Source organism: Kitasatospora sp. NPDC001547 (genome assembly GCF_042894165.1).
Lineage (GTDB): Bacteria > Actinomycetota > Actinomycetes > Streptomycetales > Streptomycetaceae > Kitasatospora.
This window is the reverse complement of record NZ_JBIAVL010000005.1, coordinates 63383-81709: the sequence shown is the minus strand read 5'-3', so window position 1 is coordinate 81709 and position 18327 is coordinate 63383. Positions and strand designations below refer to the sequence as shown.

17 protein-coding genes and 2 tRNA genes are annotated in these 18327 nt (G+C 73.4%); 10 read left to right on the top strand and 9 right to left on the bottom strand.

Going from position 1 to position 18327, the window contains the following annotated elements; all coding sequences use genetic code 11:
• Positions 1 to 86: 86 nt before the first annotated feature.
• A complete protein-coding gene (locus tag ACFY0X_RS11225; protein WP_387752106.1) occupies positions 87 to 806 on the bottom strand; it encodes a DedA family protein in 720 nt (239 codons plus the stop codon).
• A 361-nt stretch (positions 807 to 1167) separates the two neighbouring features.
• Between ACFY0X_RS11225 and fbaA the strand changes: the two genes are divergently transcribed.
• Positions 1168 to 2190, top strand: a complete 1023-nt coding sequence (gene fbaA, locus ACFY0X_RS11220; RefSeq protein WP_387752104.1) for a class II fructose-bisphosphate aldolase — start codon at positions 1168 to 1170, stop codon at positions 2188 to 2190.
• A 143-nt stretch (positions 2191 to 2333) separates the two neighbouring features.
• Here fbaA and ACFY0X_RS11215 read toward each other — a convergent pair whose 3' ends face one another.
• Positions 2334 to 2753: a DUF3151 domain-containing protein gene (locus ACFY0X_RS11215; protein ID WP_350749668.1), complete on the bottom strand. Its 420-nt coding sequence runs from the start codon at positions 2751 to 2753 to the stop codon at positions 2334 to 2336.
• A gap of 222 nt (positions 2754 to 2975) precedes the next feature.
• Between ACFY0X_RS11215 and ACFY0X_RS11210 the strand changes: the two genes are divergently transcribed.
• Together ACFY0X_RS11210 and ACFY0X_RS11205 are read left to right on the top strand one after the other, a co-directional pair.
• Positions 2976 to 3830: a DUF3152 domain-containing protein gene (locus ACFY0X_RS11210; RefSeq protein ID WP_387752100.1), complete on the top strand. Its 855-nt coding sequence runs from the start codon at positions 2976 to 2978 to the stop codon at positions 3828 to 3830.
• Positions 3831 to 3894: 64 nt separating this feature from the next.
• Positions 3895 to 4605, top strand: a complete 711-nt coding sequence (locus ACFY0X_RS11205; RefSeq protein ID WP_387752097.1) for a hypothetical protein — start codon at positions 3895 to 3897, stop codon at positions 4603 to 4605.
• Between the two features lie 7 nt (positions 4606 to 4612).
• On the opposite strand, the gene ACFY0X_RS11200 is transcribed toward ACFY0X_RS11205, so the two are convergent.
• The 4 genes from ACFY0X_RS11200 to purS form a co-directional block, all read right to left on the bottom strand.
• Positions 4613 to 5428 carry a sterol carrier family protein gene (locus ACFY0X_RS11200; RefSeq protein WP_387752094.1) on the bottom strand — a complete coding sequence of 272 codons (816 nt, stop codon included), beginning with the start codon at positions 5426 to 5428 and terminating at the stop codon, positions 4613 to 4615.
• A 69-nt stretch (positions 5429 to 5497) separates the two neighbouring features.
• On the bottom strand, positions 5498 to 7753 hold the full coding sequence (gene purL, locus ACFY0X_RS11195; RefSeq protein WP_387752092.1) for a phosphoribosylformylglycinamidine synthase subunit PurL: 2256 nt from the start codon (positions 7751 to 7753) through the stop codon (positions 5498 to 5500).
• The gene (gene purQ, locus ACFY0X_RS11190) at positions 7753 to 8430 is read right to left on the bottom strand and encodes a phosphoribosylformylglycinamidine synthase subunit PurQ (RefSeq protein ID WP_387752090.1); all 678 of its coding nucleotides are present in this window, start codon (positions 8428 to 8430) and stop codon (positions 7753 to 7755) included. Before purQ ends, purL begins: the two co-directional genes overlap by 1 nt.
• Complete coding sequence (gene purS / locus ACFY0X_RS11185; protein WP_049654013.1) at positions 8427 to 8681, bottom strand: phosphoribosylformylglycinamidine synthase subunit PurS; 255 nt, start codon at positions 8679 to 8681, stop codon at positions 8427 to 8429. Before purS ends, purQ begins: the two co-directional genes overlap by 4 nt.
• A 464-nt stretch (positions 8682 to 9145) precedes the next feature.
• On the opposite strand from purS, the gene ACFY0X_RS11180 reads away from it, so the two are divergent.
• The 7 genes from ACFY0X_RS11180 (at position 9146) to ACFY0X_RS11150 (ending at position 13792) form a co-directional block, all read left to right on the top strand.
• On the top strand, positions 9146 to 9463 hold the full coding sequence (locus tag ACFY0X_RS11180; protein WP_030056585.1) for an Lsr2 family protein: 318 nt from the start codon (positions 9146 to 9148) through the stop codon (positions 9461 to 9463).
• A 142-nt stretch (positions 9464 to 9605) separates the two neighbouring features.
• A tRNA-Gly gene (locus tag ACFY0X_RS11175) sits at positions 9606 to 9678 on the top strand.
• A gap of 39 nt (positions 9679 to 9717) precedes the next feature.
• Positions 9718 to 9790, top strand: a tRNA-Gly gene (locus ACFY0X_RS11170).
• 184 nt (positions 9791 to 9974) lie between these two features.
• A complete protein-coding gene (locus ACFY0X_RS11165; RefSeq protein ID WP_387752088.1) occupies positions 9975 to 10982 on the top strand; it encodes an ABC transporter ATP-binding protein in 1008 nt (335 codons plus the stop codon).
• On the top strand, positions 10979 to 11812 hold the full coding sequence (locus tag ACFY0X_RS11160; RefSeq protein ID WP_387752085.1) for an ABC transporter permease: 834 nt from the start codon (positions 10979 to 10981) through the stop codon (positions 11810 to 11812). Before ACFY0X_RS11165 ends, ACFY0X_RS11160 begins: the two co-directional genes overlap by 4 nt.
• Positions 11813 to 11924: 112 nt before the next feature.
• The gene (locus tag ACFY0X_RS11155) at positions 11925 to 13151 is read left to right on the top strand and encodes a sensor histidine kinase (protein ID WP_387752083.1); all 1227 of its coding nucleotides are present in this window, start codon (positions 11925 to 11927) and stop codon (positions 13149 to 13151) included.
• A 17-nt stretch (positions 13152 to 13168) separates the two neighbouring features.
• A complete protein-coding gene (locus tag ACFY0X_RS11150) occupies positions 13169 to 13792 on the top strand; it encodes a response regulator (protein ID WP_387752080.1) in 624 nt (207 codons plus the stop codon).
• Between the two features lie 79 nt (positions 13793 to 13871).
• Here ACFY0X_RS11150 and ACFY0X_RS11145 read toward each other — a convergent pair whose 3' ends face one another.
• The 3 genes from ACFY0X_RS11145 to ACFY0X_RS11135 all read right to left on the bottom strand — a co-directional run bounded on the left by ACFY0X_RS11145 (position 13872) and on the right by ACFY0X_RS11135 (position 18241).
• Positions 13872 to 14771, bottom strand: coding sequence for a phosphoribosylaminoimidazolesuccinocarboxamide synthase (locus ACFY0X_RS11145; protein ID WP_387752077.1), 900 nt, complete (start codon positions 14769 to 14771; stop codon positions 13872 to 13874).
• 107 nt (positions 14772 to 14878) lie between these two features.
• Positions 14879 to 16420 (bottom strand): N,N-dimethylformamidase beta subunit family domain-containing protein, encoded by a 1542-nt coding sequence (locus tag ACFY0X_RS11140; RefSeq protein ID WP_387752075.1) that lies wholly within the window; start codon positions 16418 to 16420, stop codon positions 14879 to 14881.
• 228 nt (positions 16421 to 16648) lie between these two features.
• The gene (locus tag ACFY0X_RS11135; protein WP_387752073.1) at positions 16649 to 18241 is read right to left on the bottom strand and encodes a hypothetical protein; all 1593 of its coding nucleotides are present in this window, start codon (positions 18239 to 18241) and stop codon (positions 16649 to 16651) included.
• Positions 18242 to 18327 lie beyond the last annotated feature (86 nt).

The following is an 18327-nucleotide window of genomic DNA, read 5'->3' as shown; positions in this document are numbered from 1 at the left end:
CGAGCCCGGCACGACGAACGACCGAGGGCCGGTGCTGTTTCACGTGAAACAGCACCGGCCCTCGCCGTGTCCGGGGCGCCGGGCGCTCAGCCGCGCCGGTGCCGGCCGCCACCGGCCTGGACCTGGTTGTCGTCGGCGGCCTCGACGCCGCCGGCCCGCTTCTTCCGCCGCTCGCGCACGACCTCGACCAGGATCGGCGAGATCGACAGCAGGACGATCAGCAGCACCGCCGGGATCAGGTACTTGTCGATCACCGGGGCGAGCGCGTCACCGAAGAAGTAGCCGATCAGCAGCATGGACTCGGTCCACAGCACGCCGCCGACCACGTTCCAGAGGAAGAACGTCCGGGCGGGCATCTCCAGGGTGCCGGCGACCGGGTTCAGGAAGGTGCGGACGATCGGCATGAAGCGGGCCAGCACCACCGCCTTGCCGGAGCCGAACTTGTTGAAGTACTCCTCCGCCTTCACCACGTACTCGCGGCGGAAGATCTTCGATTCGGGCTTGTCGAACATCTTCGGTCCGACCTTGGCGCCGATCAGGTGCCCCAGCTGGGCACCGGCGATCGCCGCGATCGGGCAGCCGATCAGCAGGACGGCGATCGGCAGCTTGGCCCCGTCGCCGAGCACCGACGAGGCGGCGTTCGAGGCGGCGACGCCCGCGAGGATCAGCAGCGAGTCACCCGGGAAGAAGAAGCCGACCAGCAGGCCGGTCTCCGCGAAGATGATCGCGATCAGCCCGATGGCGCCGAGGGACGAGATCAGGGATTTGGCGTCGAGCAGGTTGACGGCCAGCTGGTTGTAGTCCACGGGCGCAGGATAGCGGGCGCACCTCGCCGACGGAGCGGGCGTCCCGTGCCGGCGGAGCCCGGCCGGGACCGCTCCCGCCCCCCGCCGGGGCCGCCCGGGAACCGCCGTGCGCCCGTGCCGTGCGCCGTTCCGCATGGCGGGCTCCTGCTGACCTGCGGGCACGAGTCTGGGAAGATGGCACAGGCGTCCGGTCCGCAACGGCACACCACCCTCATGGCCGTACCGCGGAGGTCGCCTCGAACGTGCCGGAGAGCCACACCGCAACGCCGCGCGTCGGCGGGCCGGCACGGAGTCGTCACGAAGGCGTACACAGCGTCGGACAGCACCGTCCGTACGCCGCAACCCGACAGGAGCGGATCGCATGCCCATCGCAACTCCCGAGGTCTACAACGAGATGCTGGACCGGGCCAAGGCGGGCAAGTTCGCCTACCCGGCCATCAACGTCACGTCGTCGCAGACCCTGCACGCCGCGCTGCGTGGTTTCGCCGAGGCCGAGAGCGACGGCATCATCCAGATCTCGACCGGTGGCGCGGAGTTCCTGGGCGGCCAGCACAACAAGGACATGGTGACCGGCGCCGTCGCGCTCGCCGAGTTCGCCCACATCGTGGCCGCCAAGTACGACGTCACCGTCGCGCTGCACACCGACCACTGCCCGAAGGACAAGCTGGACGGCTACGTCCGCCCGCTGCTGGCGATCTCCGCCGAGCGCGTGGCCAACGGCCGGGACCCGCTGTTCCAGTCGCACATGTGGGACGGCTCGGCCGAGACCCTCGCCGACAACCTGGCCATCGCCCAGGAGCTGCTGGCCCAGGCCGCCGCCGCCCGGATCATCCTCGAGGTCGAGATCACCCCGACCGGTGGCGAGGAGGACGGCGTCACCCACGAGATCAACGACGAGCTGTACACCACCGTCAACGACGCCGTGCGCACCGCCGAGGCGCTGGGCCTGGGCGAGCAGGGCCGCTACCTGCTGGCCGCCTCCTTCGGCAACGTGCACGGCGTGTACAAGCCGGGCAACGTCGTGCTGAAGCCGGAGCTGCTGCGCGAGCTCCAGGACGCGATCGGCAAGCAGTACGGCAAGACCGACCCGTTCGACTTCGTCTTCCACGGCGGCTCGGGCTCGACCGCCGAGGAGATCGCCACCGCGCTGGAGAACGGCGTCGTGAAGATGAACCTGGACACCGACACCCAGTACGCCTTCACCCGCCCGGTGGCCGGCCACATGTTCGCCAACTACGACGGCGTGCTGAAGGTCGACGGCGAGGTCGGCAAGAAGAACACCTACGACCCGCGCACCTGGGGCAAGCTGGCCGAGGCCGGCATGGCCGCCCGCGTGGTCGAGGCCGCCGAGCAGCTGCGTTCGGCGGGCAAGCGCCTGAAGTGAGGCCCGCGCCCCGCGCAGGGCACACGCCCGGCGTAGGGCCGCGCTCGGCGTAGGGCCGCGCTCGGCGTAGGGCCCGCGCCCGAGCGCGGAACACGGGTGCCCCCGGCGGAGACCGCCGGGGGCACCCGTGTGTCGGGGGGTGTCTACTGCTTGAGCTCCGCGTACGCCTCAGCGCTGCTGTCCTTCAGGAACTGCCAGCAGCGGGTCTCCTCCTCGGTCTCCTTGATCGCGCCGGCCGCCCGGGCGAGCGCCGCCAGGCAGCGCAGGAAGCCGCGGTTGCCGCGGTGCTCCCACGGCACCGGGCCGTGCCCCTTCCATCCGCTCCGCCGCAGCGCGTCCAGGCCACGGTGGTAGCCGGTACGAGCGTAGGCGTACGACTCGACGTAGCGGCCGGCCGCGTAGGCGTCGTCGGCGAGCATCGCCCATGCCAGGCAGAAGGCCGGGAACTCGGCCGCCACCTGGGTCGGGGAGGCCGACTCCTCCGCCAGCATCCGGTAGGGCCGCTCCTCCTCCGGGAGGAGGGTCGGTTCGGGACCGTCGAGAAGGTTCCTGTGAATCGCCATGCCCTGAAGTCTGCCACCCGAGACGCAGGGGTCAACCGCCGTCCCGTGCGGTTCACCGCCACCGGCGCACCGCCGGCCGCGTCCGGGGTGTGTGGACATTCACCCGTTCGTCGTGCCAGTGTGAAGATCATGTCCGCAGCCCGATCCGTCGGCCGGCGCACCGCACCGCCCCGGAAGGGCGGTCGCCGACGCCGCCGGCCGCGGCGCGGACCCGGTCCTGGCATGCTCACGGCACTGGCGCTCTCCGTCCTGGTGCTGGGCGCCACCGCGATCGCGCTGACCCGCCCGGGCGGGACGCCGGCCGCCGCCCCGTCGACCACCCAGGCGAGGGTCGCCCCGCCGGCCGAGCAGGCCGCCACGGCGGCGCCGGCGCCCGAGCAGGCCCCGCCCCCGGCCGCCGCCCCCGCACCGGTACCGGCGGGAGCCCCGTCACCCGCACAGCCCCCGACACCGGCCGCACCGCCCACCGCGCCCCCGGCCGCACCGCCCGGCCCCGCCGGGCCGGACCCCGGGCCCACCAAGGGCGCGGGCACCTTCGCCGTCGCCCCCGCCACCGCCAAGCCGGTCGGGCGCGGCAACGTGCGCCGCTACCGGGTCGAGGTCGAGGACGGCATCGGCATCGACGCCCCGACCGCCGCCGCGCAGATCCACGGCATCCTCGGCGACCGGCGCGGCTGGACCAACGACCGCAGGAACGGCTTCCACCTGGTCGCCGACGGCCCGTACGACTTCACCGTGAAGATCGCCTCACCGGCCACCGTGGACCGGATCTGCGGTGCCTCCGGCCTGGACACCCACGGCGAGGTCAACTGCAACGTCGGCAACCAGGTGCTCGTCAACTCCAAGCGCTGGAACACCGGTTCGCCCCAGTTCAGCGGACCGCTGGACGAGTACCGGGCGCTGATCGTCAACCACGAGGTGGGCCACCGGATCGGCCACGGGCACGAGGGCTGCCCGGGCGACGGCAAGCCCGCGCCCGCGATGATGCAGCAGATCTACGGCCTCAAGGGCTGCGCGCCCAACGCCTGGCCGTACTCGGCGGAGGGCGCCTACCTCAGCGGGCCGGCCGTCCCGTGAACCGGGCCGCGGAACCGGCCGCAGGGCTGGCCAACCCGGCTGGAACAGTCCATAGTCTGCGGTCATGACCACCGCCCGACGCCGCACCCTCGCCGCCCTGTTCGCCTCCGCCGGGGTCCTGCTCGGCACGGCCGCCTGCACGTCCTCGTCCGGGAGCCTGCCCGGTTCGGGCGCCCTCTCGTACGACGCCGTCCGCTCGACCGCCGAGAAGCTCCGGCAGAACCAGGGCGGGCAGGACGTCTGCCCCTTCGGCCTGGACCTCGGCAAGGCGCTCACCGCGGCCGGGATCCCCGGCACGGCCACCCCGGACACCGGGGACGGGCGCGCCGTGGACGGCGACACGGGCTCCGGCGCGCCACCGCAGCCGTGGCCGTCCGGTTTCACCCACCCGCCGGAGATGCCGTCGGTCCCGGCCCGGCCCCCGCACGCCTCGGTCGGCTGCGACTGGCGGGTGGACGGGACCCCGGTGAGGGCCGAGCTGGTGGCGACCACCCAGCGCGGGGTCGCCGTCAACCTGGTGCTGCCGCTCATCCAGCGAGCCGCCGGTGCCGGGGTCGACCAGCTCCAGCAGATCTCCACCGACCAGCCGGCTGCCGGTCAGGCCAAGCTGGTCCCGGGCACGGGCGGGGCCGCCCTCGCCCGGGTGCCGATCAAGGGCGACGGCGACCTCATACTGCTGGTCTCCCAGGACCGCACCGGCGCCGAGCTGGACCGCGCCCTCGCCGGGGAGCCGCTGCGCAGGGCCGCCGAGGCCCTGGCCGGCCAGCTGCGGTAGCCGGGGGCTACCGCAGCACCGGCAGGTACTCCCTCAGGTCGCTGCGCTCGCCCGAGGCGGACACCTCGCCCGCCTCCACCGCCGCCGCCCAGTCGGCCCGGCCGGTGGCCAGCCGGATCCAGGTCAGCGGGTCGGTCTCCACCACGTTGGGCGGGGTGCCGCGGGTGTGCTTCGGCCCCGGCACCGCCTGGACCACCGCGTACGGCGGGATCCGCAGCTCGACCGCGCCGCCGGGCACCTGTCCGGCGAGGGCGTCGGCCAGCATCCGGGTGACGGCGGCGACGGCCTCGCGGTCGTGCGGGAAGGCGTCCAGGCCGAGCGCGTCGGCCAGGTCGTCGGCGTGCACCACGGTCTCGACCAGCCGGGACACCAGGTAGTCGGTCAGGTGGAGCGGATGGCCGCTCAGGAAGGTGACCCGCCGGTCCGGCTCCAGCGCGGCCGCCCGGCCGAGCACGGCCCGCACGGTGTCGAGCGCCTCGTCGAACGCGGCGGCCACCTCCTTGGGCGGGCCGGCGAAGCCGATCGCGGTGTGCTCCGTGGTCGCGGCGTCGACGAACTCGGCCATCGACGCGGCCAGCGCCGCGTAGTCGGCCAGCGGGAGCGGCGGCCCGTCCACCTCCGCGGCGTCCAGCACGGCCCGCATCTGGCTCAGCGCCAGGCTCACATGGGTCACCAGCTCCCGCACCCGCCAGGAGCCGAGGCGGGTCGGCCGTTCCAGGTCGGACTCGGTCAGCTGGTGCACGACGTCGCGCACCGCCTCGCACTGCGCCACCAGCGCGGCGCTCGTCTTCTGCGGCTGATACGTACGGGACTTGGCAGGCATGGGCGTCAACATACGCCCAGGGGCGGGTGGTTCACCAGAGAACCACCCGCCCCGGAGGGAACCGTGACGTCAGGCCAGCAGGGCCTCGATGACGCCGGTGTGGGCGTCCTTCAGCTCGGCCAGCGAGACGCTGAACTGGCCCTGGACGTCCAGGCTTTCGCCGTCCACGACACCGATCCGGGTGGCCGGCAGGCCGCGCGCGGTGCACATGTCGTTGAACCGGAGCTCCTCGCTGCGCGGCACCGCCACGACGGCGCGGCCGGCCGACTCCGAGAACAGCAGGACGAACGGGTCCTGGCCCTCGGGCACGATGATCCGCGCACCGTGGCCGCCCTTGAGGCAGCTCTCCACCAGCGCCTGGCCGAGACCGCCGTCGGACAGGTCGTGCGCGGCGTCGATCATGCCGTCGCGCGAGGCGGCGATCAGGATCTCGCCGAGCAGCCGCTCGCGCTCCAGGTCCACCTTGGGCGGCAGGCCGCCGAGGTGGTCGTGGACGGCCTGCGACCAGGCCGAGCCGCCGAGCTCGTCCGCCGTGTCGCCGAGCAGGTAGAGCAGCTGCCCCTCCTCGGCGAAGGCCAGCGGGGTGCGCCGGGTGACGTCGTCGATGACGCCGAGCACCGCGACCACCGGGGTCGGGTGGATGGCGACGTCGCCGGTCTGGTTGTACAGCGAGACGTTGCCGCCGGTGACCGGGGTGCCGAGCACCAGGCAGGCGTCGGCCAGGCCGCGGGTGGCCTCGGCGAACTGCCACATCACGTCCGGGTCCTCGGGGGAGCCGAAGTTGAGGCAGTCGGAGACGGCGAGCGGCTTGGCACCGCCGGCCGCGACGTTGCGGTACGCCTCGGCCAGGGCCAGCTGGGCACCGGTGTACGGGTCCAGCTTGGCGAAGCGGCCGTTGCCGTCGGTGGCGACCGAGACGCCGAGGTTGGTCTCCTCGTCGATCCGGATCATGCCCGAGTCCTCGCCGACCGAGAGCACGGTGTTGCCGAGCACGTAGCGGTCGTACTGGTCGGTGATCCAGGACTTGGAGGCCTGGTTCGGGTGGCTCGCGACCTTCAGCAGGTCGGCCTTGAGGCCCTCGCCGGTGGTCGGGCGGGCCAGCCGCTCGGCGGTCGGGGCGTCGGCCTGCAGCGCGTCCTGCCAGCTCGGGCGGGCGTACGGGCGCTGGTAGGTCGGGCCCTCGTGGGCGACGGTGCGCGGCGGGACGTCCACCACGAGCTCGCCGTGCCAGAAGATCTCCAGGCGCTCGCCGTCGGTCACCTCACCGATGACGTTGGCGATGACGTCCCACTTCTCGCAGATCTCCAGGAAGCGGTCGACCTTGTCGGGCTCCACGATCGCGCACATGCGCTCCTGCGACTCGCTCATGAGGATCTCCTCGGGCGAGAGCGTGTGGTCGCGCAGGTGCACGGTGTCGAGCTCGATCCGCATGCCGCCGGAGCCGGCCGAGGCCAGCTCGCTGGTGGCGCAGGACAGGCCGGCGCCGCCGAGGTCCTGGATGCCCTTGACGAGCTTCTCCCGGAAGATCTCCAGGGTACACTCGATCAGGAGCTTCTCCTGGAACGGGTCGCCGACCTGGACGGCCGGGCGCTTGGCCGGCTTGGTGTCGTCGAAGGTCTCGGAGGCGAGCACCGAGACGCCGCCGATGCCGTCGCCACCGGTGCGGGCGCCGTACAGGATGACCTTGTTGCCGGCGCCGGAGGCCTGCGCGAGGTGGATGTCCTCGTGCTTCATGACGCCCACGCACAGCGCGTTGACCAGCGGGTTGCCCTGGTAGCAGGAGTCGAAGACGACCTCGCCGCCGATGTTCGGCAGGCCCAGGCAGTTGCCGTAGCCGCCGATGCCCGAGACGATCCCGGGCAGCACGCGCCGGGTGTCCGGATGGTCGGCCGCACCGAAGCGCAGCGGGTCCATCACGGCGACCGGGCGGGCGCCCATCGCCAGGATGTCGCGCACGATGCCGCCGATGCCGGTGGCCGCGCCCTGGTAGGGCTCGATGTACGACGGGTGGTTGTGCGACTCGACCTTGAAGGTGACCGCGTAGCCCTGGCCGACGTCGACGACGCCGGCGTTCTCGCCGATGCCGACGAGCATCGCGTCCGAGTCGGGCTTCTTCTCACCGAACTGCTTCAGGTGGACCTTGCTGCTCTTGTACGAACAGTGCTCCGACCACATGACCGAGTACATCGCGAGTTCGGCGCCGGTCGGGCGGCGGCCGAGGATCTCCCGGATGCGCGCGTACTCGTCCTCCTTGAGGCCGAGTTCGGCCCAGGGCTGGGCGGCGTCCGGGGTCTGCTCGGCGTTCTTGACGGTGTCGAGGCTCATCAGGCGTTCACCAGCTGCTTCAGGACGGAAGTGAAGAAGCCCAGGCCCTCGGTGGTTGGACCGGTGAGCGGCTCCACGGCGTGCTCCGGGTGCGGCATCAGGCCGACGACATTGCCGGCGGCGTTGGTGATGCCGGCGATGTCGCGGTACGAACCGTTCGGGTTGACGTCCAGGTAACGGGCGACCACCCGGCCCTCCGCCTCCAGTTCGTCCAGCACCCGCTCCTCGGCGACGAAGCGGCCCTCGCCGTTCTTCAGCGGCACGACGATTTCCTGGCCCGCCGAGTAATCCCGGGTCCAGGCGGTGCCGGCGTTCTCGATGCGCAGCTTCTGGTCGCGGCAGATGAAGTGCAGCGAGTCGTTCCGGGTGAGCGCACCGGGCAGCAGGTGCGATTCGCAGAGCACCTGGAAGCCGTTGCAGATACCGAGGACCGGCATTCCGAGCTTCGCCTGCTCGATGACGGTCTCCATCACCGGCGAGAAGCGGGAGATCGCACCGCAGCGCAGATAGTCGCCGTAACTGAATCCGCCCGGCAGGACGACGGCGTCGACCTGGTGGAGATCCTTGTCACGGTGCCAGAGGGCGACCGGCTCGGCGCCGGCGAGGCGGACCGCCCGCTGGGCGTCGCGGTCGTCGAGCGAGCCGGGGAAAGTGACGACGCCGACGCGGGTGGTCACTTGCCCTCCTCCTCGACGCGGACGGTGAAGTCCTCGATCACGGTGTTGGCGAGAAAGGTCTCGGCGGCTTCGCGGATACGGGCGAGCGCCGCGTCGTCGACCGGGCCCTCCACATCCAGCTCGAAACGCTTGCCCTGGCGGACGTCGGCGATCCCGGTGAATCCGAGACGGGGCAGTGCACGCTGCACCGCCTGTCCCTGGGGGTCGAGGATCTCCGGCTTGAGCATGACGTCGACTACGACGCGTGCCACTGGCACTCCCGGTGGTGTCTTCGGTGAGGCGGGGGAACTCCAGACTACCGGTGGTTTCGGGCAGGATTGCTGGCCGGGGATAGCGACGCGCGTAGACCCGAGACCCTTACGCCGCAAGGGATCCGGGCGGGTCCCCACCGGACCGGGTCGGCCGGTTTCCCCGGATTCGGCGCTCGGAACGGCGCCGTCCGGAGAACACCCGAATACGGCACTTGGGGACAGATCCGCCCGTCCCGCACGCCGGTATCCAGGAGTCCCGCGAAGAGACGTGAATATCCGGAAAAGAATGCCGGACTCTTCGATTTCGGCCCCCTTCGGGTGCAGAATAGGGCCACCTGTCGCGGCAAGTGCTGCGTATCAGGCGAGCCGTCCGGCCCGCCCGTACGCGCTTGCGCGAGTTGGTGCACATCAGGCCCCGGTACCCCCTCGGACCGGGGCCGAATTGCCCGAGAGGATTGACACCCATGGCTCAGCGTGTAGTTGTCACGCTCTCCGACGACCTGGACGGCGGCGCCGCCGCGGAAACCGTCCACTTCGGCGTCGACGGGAAGTCGTACGAGATCGACCTGTCCGTGGACAACGCGGAAAAGCTGCGGGAGGCCCTCGCTCCGTTCGTCGCCGCCGGCCGCCGCCAGAGCCGCACCGGAAAGTCGTTCCGCCGCACCGCCCTCACCCCCGACCCGGCCGCCGTCCGCGCCTGGGCGCTGTCCCGCGGGATGGAGCTGCCGGCCCGCGGCCGCATCCCCAAGCACGTGTACGAGGCGTTCGCCGAGGCGAACTGAGCCCTGCGGGAGCCCGCTCCCGGTCGCCCCGCCCGCCCGGACCGAAAGGGTGGGGCGACCACCCCGAACGATGCTGTAGAGTATTCCTCGTCGCCGCAACGGAGAGATCCGAAGAGGCGGCGGGTGCCCCACCAGGCACCATGCGGACGTGGCTCAGTTGGTAGAGCATCACCTTGCCAAGGTGAGGGTCGCGAGTTCGAATCTCGTCGTCCGCTCGCAGTGCGCGAGCACAGCACAACTCAATAGTTTGACCTGCGGACGTGGCTCAGTTGGTAGAGCATCACCTTGCCAAGGTGAGGGTCGCGAGTTCGAATCTCGTCGTCCGCTCCGATACGAAGGGCCCCCTCGAATGAGGGGGCCCTTCGGCATTCCCTCCCCGGCGCCCGCGGAACCCGCCCCGGCTGTCGCGATATCGCCCATGACGTTTGTCATCGCCGACCCGTGGATCCCCACCGCGAGGTCATGACGGCGCGCACTGCCCCCGCGGCCCGGCCGACGGGAGGCTTGGGGCATGGAAACGAGCCGGCCCTCCCGCCCCAGCGAAGACGTGATCGAGGTCACCGACCTGCACCGCCACTACGGCGGCGGCACCTCCGGGTACCACGCCGTGCGCGGCGTCGACCTGACCGTCCGCCGCGGCGAGCTGTTCGCGCTGCTCGGCACCAACGGGGCCGGCAAGACCTCCACCATGGAGGTCATCGAGGGCCTGGCCGCCCCCACCGGCGGCACCGTCCGGGTGCTCGGCCGGGACCCCTTCGGGGAGCGCGCCGCCGTCCGCCCGAGGATCGGCATCATGCTCCAGGAGGGCGGCTTCCCCGGCGAGCTCACCGCCGCCGAGACCGGCCGCGTCTGGGCCGGGATGACCAGCGGCGCCCGCCCGGTGGCGGAGGCGCTGGAGCTGGTCGGCCTCGGCCACCGCGCCAAGGTCCGGGTCAAGCAGCTGTCCGGCGGCGAGAAGCGCCGGCTGGACCTCGCGATGGCCCTGCTCGGCCGCCCCGAGGTGCTCTTCCTGGACGAGCCCAGCACCGGCCTGGACCCGGAGGCGCGCGCCGCCGTCTGGCAGCTGGTCCGCGAACTGCGTGCCCAGGGCACCACGGTGCTGCTCACCACGCACTACCTGGAGGAGGCCGAGGAGCTGGCCGACCGGCTGGCCATCATGCACGGCGGCCAGGTCGTCACCACCGGCACCGTCGCCGAGGTGATCGCCGGCCGGCCCTCCCGGATCACCTTCGAGCTGCCCGCGTTCACCGGGGCCGCGCTGCCCGTACTGGCCGGAGCCGAGGTCGGCGTCGACGGCCGCAGGGTCACCGTCCAGACCCTCGGGCTCCAGGACACCCTCACCGACCTGCTCGGCTGGGCCCGGCAGCACGGGATCGCGCTCGGTGCCCTGGACGCCCGCAGCGCCTCGCTGGAGGAGGCCTTCCTCGCGATCGCCTCCGAGGCCGCCCACCGGAACCCCCCGCAGGCGCCCGCCGCCACCCGCCCCGCCCGCCGCCGCCTGATCGGATCCGCCCGATGACCACCACCGCCGTCCCCGCCGCCACCGCCGGTCCGCGGAGCACCGCCGTCCGCCGGCTGCTCGCCCTCGGCCGGGCCGAGGCCACCCTGCTGCTGCGCAACCGCACGGCCCTGTTCACCGCCCTGGTGCTGCCGCTGGTGCTGGTCTTCACCCTGCGGGGCACGCTGTCGGCGCAGGCCGAGTCCCACCCCGGGCTGGACGTCGACTCGCTGCTGGTCTACGGCTCGGTCGGGATGATCCTGGCCTTCGTCGTGTACTACAACCTGACCGCCGCGTACGTCGGGCGGCGCGGCGAGCTGGTCCTCAAGCGGCTGCGCACCGGCGAGGCCCGGGACGTCGAGATCCTGCTCGGCACCGCCGTCCCCTCGCTCGCCCTCGGCCTGCTGATGGCCGCTCTGATCGGGATCGGCGGCAGCCTCGGCCTGCACCTGGCCGTGCCGGTCAACCCGCTGCTGATGCTGGTCGGCCTGCTGCTGGCGCTGGCCACGATGATCGCCCTGGCCGCGCTGTCCAGCGCCTTCACCAGGACCGTGGAGAGCGCGGGCATCACCACCCTGCCGGTCATGCTGGTCATGCAGCTCGGCTCCGGCCTGTTCGTCCCGCTGGAGGTCATGCCCTCCCAGGTGGCCGACGTCTGCCGGCTGCTGCCGACCACCCCCGCCTTCCAGCTGATCCGGATCGGCTGGTTCGGCACCGACGGCTCGGCCCCCGCGACGGACTTCATCGGCTCCTGGGGCGCGGCCGGCTCGCACCTGGTCACCGGGACCATCTGGCTGGGCCTGGCGGTCTGGGGCGCGGTGCGCTACTTCCGCTGGGAACCGCGCCGCTGACCCGAAGGACGTGCCCCCCGGAAGGCGCTCATCCGATGGATGGGCGCCTTCCGGGCCTCTGATATGAAGACACCGGCAAGATCGTGATCGAACTGGGGCGGAAGAATTGAGAATGCGGTCACCGCTTCGCAGCTGGACGGGCCTGAGCAAACCCCAGCGCACCGAGCTGTACCTGCGCTGGTCGCTCTACCTGATGGCGCTGTTCGTCCTCCCGAGCGTCCTGATCGCCGCCGGGAGCGCCGCCGACCAGCCCGGGAACCTCCCCGCCGTCCGGATCTCCGTGCTGATCGGACTCGCCGTCACCCTGGTGCTGCTGCGGGCCTACCGGGCCGCCCTCGACCACTATCTGGGCCGCCCCGCCGACCACCGGGTCTGGACCGCCCTCTCGGTCGGCCTCGCGGTGGCCGGCTCCTGGACCGTCCTGCTGTTCGGGCCCACCGGCGGCAGCGCGGAGAGCCCGGGGCCGCCCTTCACCCTGTTCGTCGCCAGCAGCCTGCTGCTCTTCTCCCACGGCCAGGTCTGCGTGGCTTTGACCCCGCGCGGGGCCACCGCCGTCGGGCTGGGCATCCTGGCGGCCGTCGTCCCGGCCGCGACGCTGGCCGGGCTCGACACCGCGAGCACCGCCGGATACCTGACCGGGCTCACCATCGGCATGGCCTTCCTCGGCTCCAGCTGCCGCAGCTTCGCCTGGCTGACCTCGATCGTCTGGGAGCTGGACGCCGCCCGCGAGGCACAGTCCCGGCTGGCCGTCGCCGAGGAGCGGCTGCGCTTCTCCCGCGACCTGCACGACGTGATGGGCCGCAACCTCACCACCATCGCGCTGAAGAGCGAACTCGCCGTGCAGCTCGCCCGCCGGGGCCGTACGGAGGCCGCCGACCAGATGGCCGAGGTGCAGAGGATCGCCCAGGAGTCGCAGCGCGAGGTCAGGGACGTCGTCCGCGGCTACCGCGCCGCCGACCTGCACGCCGAGGCGATCGGCGCCCGGGCGGTGCTGCGCTCGGCGGACGTCGCCTGCGAGATCGACCTCGGCGAGCACGCCGACGAACTGCCGGCCGCGGTCCAGTCGGTGTTCGGCTGGGTGATCCGCGAGGCCACCACCAACGTGCTGCGGCACAGCGAGGCCGACCGCTGCCTGATCCGGCTGCGGACCGAGGACGGACGGGCCGTGCTGGAACTGGAGAATGACGGGGTGCCCGAGATCCCGTTCCCCTCCCAGGGCAGCGGCACCGGGCTGCGCGGACTGCGCGAGCGGCTCGCCGCCCACGACGGCGAGCTGACCGTGGCCCCCACCGGGGCGGGCGTCTTCCGGATGCTCGCCACCGTCCCGCTCGCCGGCTGAGGAAGAAGGACCGCCCGATGACCGAGAACACCGCACCCGTCCGCGTCCTGCTCGCCGACGACGAGCACCTGATCCGGGGCGCGCTGGCCGCGCTGCTCTCGCTGGAGGACGACATCGAGGTGGTCGCCCAGGCCGGCTCCGGCACGGAGGCGCTGGCGATGGCGCAGGCGCACCGCCCGGACGTCGCGGTGCTGGACCTCCAGATGCCGGGCAGGGACGGCATCGAGGTGGCCGCCCAGCTGCGGCTGCAGCTGCCGGACTGCCGCTGCATGATCGTCACCGGGCACGGCCGCCCCGGCTACCTGAAGCGGGCGCTGGAGGTCGGGGTGCGCGGCTTCCTGCCGAAGACCGTCTCGGCGGCGGACCTGGCCGGCATCATCCGCACCGTGCGCTCCGGCGGCCGGTACGTGGACCCGGAGCTGGCGGCGGACGCGATCAGCGCCGGCGAGACCCCGCTGACGCCGCGCGAGACGGACGTCCTGGAGCTGGCCGCCGACGGCACCTCGATCGCCGAGATCGCCGAACGGGCCTCGCTCTCCCAGGGCACCGTGCGCAACTACCTGTCCGCGGCGGCCACCAAGCTGGGCGCGGAGAACCGCCACGCGGCGGTGCGGATCGCCCGCGAGCACGGCTGGATCTGAGGCCCGCCGTCGAAATCGCGTCCGCGTCGGCGAGTTCGACGACGGGCCAGGCCCGTGCCCGCGGGCGGTCCGGGGCGGCTCAGGCCCAGGTGGTCCCGGTCAGCCGCTCGTAGACCTCGATGTACTTGGCCCGGGTACGCTCGACGATCTCGGCCGGCAGCGCCGGCGGCGGCTGCTCGCTGTAGCGGTCCCAGCCGGAGGCCGGGGAGACCAGCCAGTCGCGGATCAGCTGCTTGTCGAAGGACGGCTGCGAGCGGCCCGGCTGCCACTGGTCGGCGGGCCAGTAGCGGGAGGAGTCCGGGGTGAGCACCTCGTCGCCGATCACCAGCTCGCCGTCCAGCAGGCCGAACTCGAACTTGGTGTCGGCCAGGATGATGCCGCGGTCGCGGGCGATGTCCCGGGCCCGGGCGTAGACGTTCAGCGTGGTCTGCCGCAGCTGGGCGGCCAGCTCGGCGCCGATCCTGCGGGCGGTCTCCTCGTAGGAGACGTTCTCGTCGTGCTCGCCGACCTCGGCCTTGAGGGCCGGGGTGTAGATCGGGGCGGGCAGCTCGGAGCTGTTCTCCAGGCCCTCGGGCAGCGCGATGCCGCAGACCGTACGGCTCTCCTGGTACTCGGACAGGCCGGAGCCGGCCAGGTAGCCGCGGGCGACCGCCTCGACCGGGACCATCTCCAGGCTGCGGCAGACCAGCGTGCGGCCCTTCCAGTCGGCCGGGGCGCCGGCCGGGACCTCGGTGGAGATCACGTGGTTGGGCACGATGTCGGCGATCCGCTCGAACCACCACAGCGACAGCTGGGTGAGGACGCGGCCCTTGTCGGGGATCTCGTTCGGCAGCACCCAGTCGTGCGCGGACGTCCGGTCGCTGGCCACCATGACCAGCTCACCCGACCCGGTGCGGTAGAGGTCGCGCACCTTGCCGGTGTGCAGGTGGACCAGGCCGGGTACCTGGACCGGCTCGGGCTTGGTGACAAATCCGCTCAAGGTGTTCAGTCCTCAGGGGTCGTTCACGGGCGGGGGCACCGCGAAAGGGGAGGTCACTGCCCCCGCAGTCTTTCACGCCCGCCGGACGCCGCTCCTCCGGCCGTCGGTCACTCGTTCTTGCAGAGCCGGTCCAGCAGGTTGGCGGTGGCCCGTTGGATCCGCTCGTCGGTCAGGCCCGGGCGGCCCAGCGCGGGCGACCAGGCGAACGTCCCGGCCGCGAAGACGTACGCGCCGCTGGGCGCCCGGTACAGCGAGGTCTCCTGGTAGCGGGTGCGGCCGGCCGGGTCCTGGTAGGGCGAGTGCGCCAGCAGCACCCGCTCGACGTGCTCGGGCAGCGCCACCTTGGGGTAGTAGCGGTCCGCCTCGCCGGCGACCAGCCCGGGCAGCTCGTCGCCCTCCTGGAGGCCGGTGCCGTCCCAGAGCCAGTGCGCGGTGTGCCGGGCGACCAGCGGGACGGGCGCGGCGACCCGCCCCGAGTACTGCACCCCGAGCAGGTGCTGCTCGGGCTCCCCGGCGTCCCGCCACAGCGCGCTGGCCGCGCCGGGCGCCCCGGCGGCCGGGCTGCCCGGGCCGACCTTCTGCCGCTTGCGGCAGTTGAGCAGCCGGTTGGGCTCGCCGGAGGCGGCGGCGGTCAGCTCGACCCGCCAGTACATCGTGTTGGCGGAGAGGAACACCAGCGAGGTGCCGCCGTCCCGGGCCCGCTCGGCGGCCCGGCGCATCGGCTCCGACCAGTACTCGTCGTGGCCGGGGAAGACCAACGCCCGGTGCCGGGAGGCGTCCACCAGGCCGGCGTGCAGGTCGGTGGCGGTGGCGTAGGAGAGGTCGTAGCCGTAGCGCTCGGCCCAGCGGATGAAGTCGTACGCGTGGCCGACGTGCAGCGGCAGTCCGGCGGTGGCGTGCGGGCGGTCGAAGGAGACGGTGACGGCCGCCTCCGGCTCGCCGACCAGGCCGCCCCGGCCGTCCCAGGCGTGGTAGAGGCTGGCGCCGGTGCGGCCGTCCTCGGGGAACAGGTTGTACGCCTGCCAGGTCACGTCCGGGAGCACCAGGAGCAGCTCGGCGGTGCGCCCCTGCTCCTCGAAGTCCCGGACGGTGAACGGGATGTGGCTGCGGTGCAGCATGTCGGCGGTGGTCAGCACGGCGACGTACGCGCCGGGCTTCCAGTGCGCCGGGATCTGCTGCCGCCAGGAGTGCCACCAGTGGTGGCAGGAGACCGTCCGGTCGACCACCAGCGGGGCGGGCTGGGCGAGGCCGGCGATCAGCGGGCTGGAGGTCATGTGGCGGGCGCCGTCGCCGCCGTAGTGGCCGATCCGGAAGATGTTCACGGTGAACTCGCGGGGCGGGTTGACGGTGACCCGGAAGTCCACCGAGCCGCCGGGGCGGACCACCCCCGCCGAGGCGAAGCCCTTGATCTGCTGGTCCACGTCGTTGGCGCCCTGCGGGGAGCCGACGGACGGCTTGCGGCGGACCCCGGCCGTCAGCGACTGCTGGCCGGGCGCGTCCACCGAGACGTACCAGGGCACGGCGCCCTCCGCGCCGGCCAGGTACTGGTCCGGGCTGCGCAGCCAGGGCAGCGGGCCCTGCCCGAAGGGGTCGGAGACGCTGTAGGCGTGCGTCCCCGACTCCCAGCGGCGGTTGAGTTCGGTCCCCACGCGCCCCTCCCAGGTGCACTTCCGCCCGGTTGGCACGTGCCCCCCGGATGTGCGTGCGGTCTAATACACCACAGAGTGCTGGCGCAACGTCACCCTCCGGTAGCAATTGGTGCAGGGAATCTCGCGCGCCTCCCGGGCAGGGCCTCCGGCCTGCGAAGACGCCCGGCAGTCGGCCGGTTTGGGGGCGCGCGGCGGGATGCCGAGCGCCCTTCCGGTACGCACGGGACGTCAGAGGCGGACGGGTTTCTCGAGGCGGACGTCGGCGGCGTCCAGCCAGGTGCGCAGCGGACCGTCCTGGCCCTGTTCGACGGCCTGGGCGACCGGGCCGGCCAGGTCGGTGCGGCGCACCCCGCCGAGCAGCAGCACCGGGCCGTCCAGCCAGTCCAGGCCGGGGGCGCCGCCCGCGGTGTCCACGGCGGCGCAGCAGACCATCGCGGTGACGTGGTCGACCAGCAGGTCGCGGCCGCCGCGGTCGGGTTCGAGCAGCGGGGCCGGGGCGGTGGTGCGGGCCAGCTGGGCGGCGAGCGCGGCGGCCAACAGCTCGCCGTCGCCCTCGGCGAGCCGGCCGAGCAGCCGGGTGAGGGTCGGGGCGCCGGGACGGGACTGCGGGGCGAGCCGGTCCAGCGCGGTCTGCAGGGTGGTGGCGCCCGCCCGCCAGCCGGCGTCCACCACCTCGGCCGGGTAGTCGGCCCACTCCAGCTCGTGCCAGGCGCCGGCCGCCGGGCGGCCGAAGAACAGCTCGGCGGCGAGCCGGGAGACCGCCCGGTCGACGGCGCCGGGCTCCTCCAGCAGGTCGCAGGCGGGGCGGTCGCCGAGCCGGCTGCCGTAGCCGTCGGCCAGCCGGTCGCGCCGGGACAGCTCGGTGAGCGCGGAGACCACGCCGGCGTTGAGGTGGACCGGGTGCCGGCCGAGCCGCCAGGCGGGCAGCGCGACCCGGGTGAGCAGCCGGTCCCAGCCCGCGTAGGCCAGGCCGACCTGCTCCTGGGCGGCGATCCGCAGGCCGTAGTCGACCGCCCTGGCCTGCTCGGAGGCCCAGCCCGCGACCGAGCGCTCCAGCTCGGCGGAGTGGCCCCGGCAGGCGCCGAGCAGACGGCGGACGATCCTGCGGACGATCCGGTCCGCGAGCGCGGCCGGACCGCGCCGGGGCGGCCGGGGCGGGGCGGCCAGGGTGCCGCCGCCGAGGCCGGGGGCCGCGCCGCCGCCGGAGTCCAGGCAGGCGTCCAGGCCGCGCAGGAAGCGCCGGGCGGCGGCGATCTCCGGATCGGCGGAGGCGGCGGTGCCGGCCACCACCGGGGCGAGCAGGGCGCGCAGCTCCCCCGCCCGCATCCACCACAGGAAGGGCGAGCCGATCACCAGGACGGGGGCGGGTGCCCCGGCGTCCGGGCCCCGCCGGTGCGGCCGGGCCGGCCGCCCCGCCGACGGGACGTCCTCCAGCCAGCTGTCGCAGTCCGGGGTGAGGGCGACGGCGGAGGGCGCGGGCACGTCCAGCCGGTCCGCCAGCTCGTCGATCAGCCGGTACAGCTCGGGGGCCTCGGCGCGGTCCAGCGGGACGGCCGGGGTGCGCGGCGGCACGGCCCGGCGCACGGCCCGGGCGGTCAGCCCGGCCACCGCCAGGGTCAGCGCGGCGACCGCGCAGACCACCCAGCGGGCGGCGTCCCAGCCCGCCGCGTCGGCGGCCCCGGGCGCGCCGATCCGGCCGGTGAACCGGCCCGCGAGCAGGACCACCGCGACGGCGGCGGGCAGGGCGGCGGCGGCCCGGGCGAGGCCTCGGACCCGCAGGACCGCCTGGGCGTGAGCGCGCGCGATGTCGACTGCGGCCATACGGTGCGGCACCCCCTTCGGAGCCCTCGGGCGCCCGGCTTCGGGCCCTGAGCCGACTCGAAACGATCAGTTCCGACCGGGAAGCG

What these genes read in the sequence shown, in the direction of transcription:
- fbaA (WP_387752104.1), top strand. Translation starts at nt 1,168, where the DNA reads ATGCCCATCGCAACTCCCGAGGTCTACAACGAGATGCTGGACCGGGCC.
- ACFY0X_RS11215 (WP_350749668.1), bottom strand. Translation starts at nt 2,753, where the DNA reads ATGGCGATTCACAGGAACCTTCTCGACGGTCCCGAACCGACCCTCCTC.
- ACFY0X_RS11210 (WP_387752100.1), top strand. Translation starts at nt 2,976, where the DNA reads ATGCTCACGGCACTGGCGCTCTCCGTCCTGGTGCTGGGCGCCACCGCG.
- ACFY0X_RS11205 (WP_387752097.1), top strand. Translation starts at nt 3,895, where the DNA reads ATGACCACCGCCCGACGCCGCACCCTCGCCGCCCTGTTCGCCTCCGCC.
- ACFY0X_RS11200 (WP_387752094.1), bottom strand. Translation starts at nt 5,428, where the DNA reads ATGCCTGCCAAGTCCCGTACGTATCAGCCGCAGAAGACGAGCGCCGCG.
- purL (WP_387752092.1), bottom strand. Translation starts at nt 7,753, where the DNA reads ATGAGCCTCGACACCGTCAAGAACGCCGAGCAGACCCCGGACGCCGCC.
- ACFY0X_RS11180 (WP_030056585.1), top strand. Translation starts at nt 9,146, where the DNA reads ATGGCTCAGCGTGTAGTTGTCACGCTCTCCGACGACCTGGACGGCGGC.
- ACFY0X_RS11165 (WP_387752088.1), top strand. Translation starts at nt 9,975, where the DNA reads ATGGAAACGAGCCGGCCCTCCCGCCCCAGCGAAGACGTGATCGAGGTC.
- ACFY0X_RS11160 (WP_387752085.1), top strand. Translation starts at nt 10,979, where the DNA reads ATGACCACCACCGCCGTCCCCGCCGCCACCGCCGGTCCGCGGAGCACC.
- ACFY0X_RS11155 (WP_387752083.1), top strand. Translation starts at nt 11,925, where the DNA reads ATGCGGTCACCGCTTCGCAGCTGGACGGGCCTGAGCAAACCCCAGCGC.
- ACFY0X_RS11150 (WP_387752080.1), top strand. Translation starts at nt 13,169, where the DNA reads ATGACCGAGAACACCGCACCCGTCCGCGTCCTGCTCGCCGACGACGAG.
- ACFY0X_RS11135 (WP_387752073.1), bottom strand. Translation starts at nt 18,241, where the DNA reads ATGGCCGCAGTCGACATCGCGCGCGCTCACGCCCAGGCGGTCCTGCGG.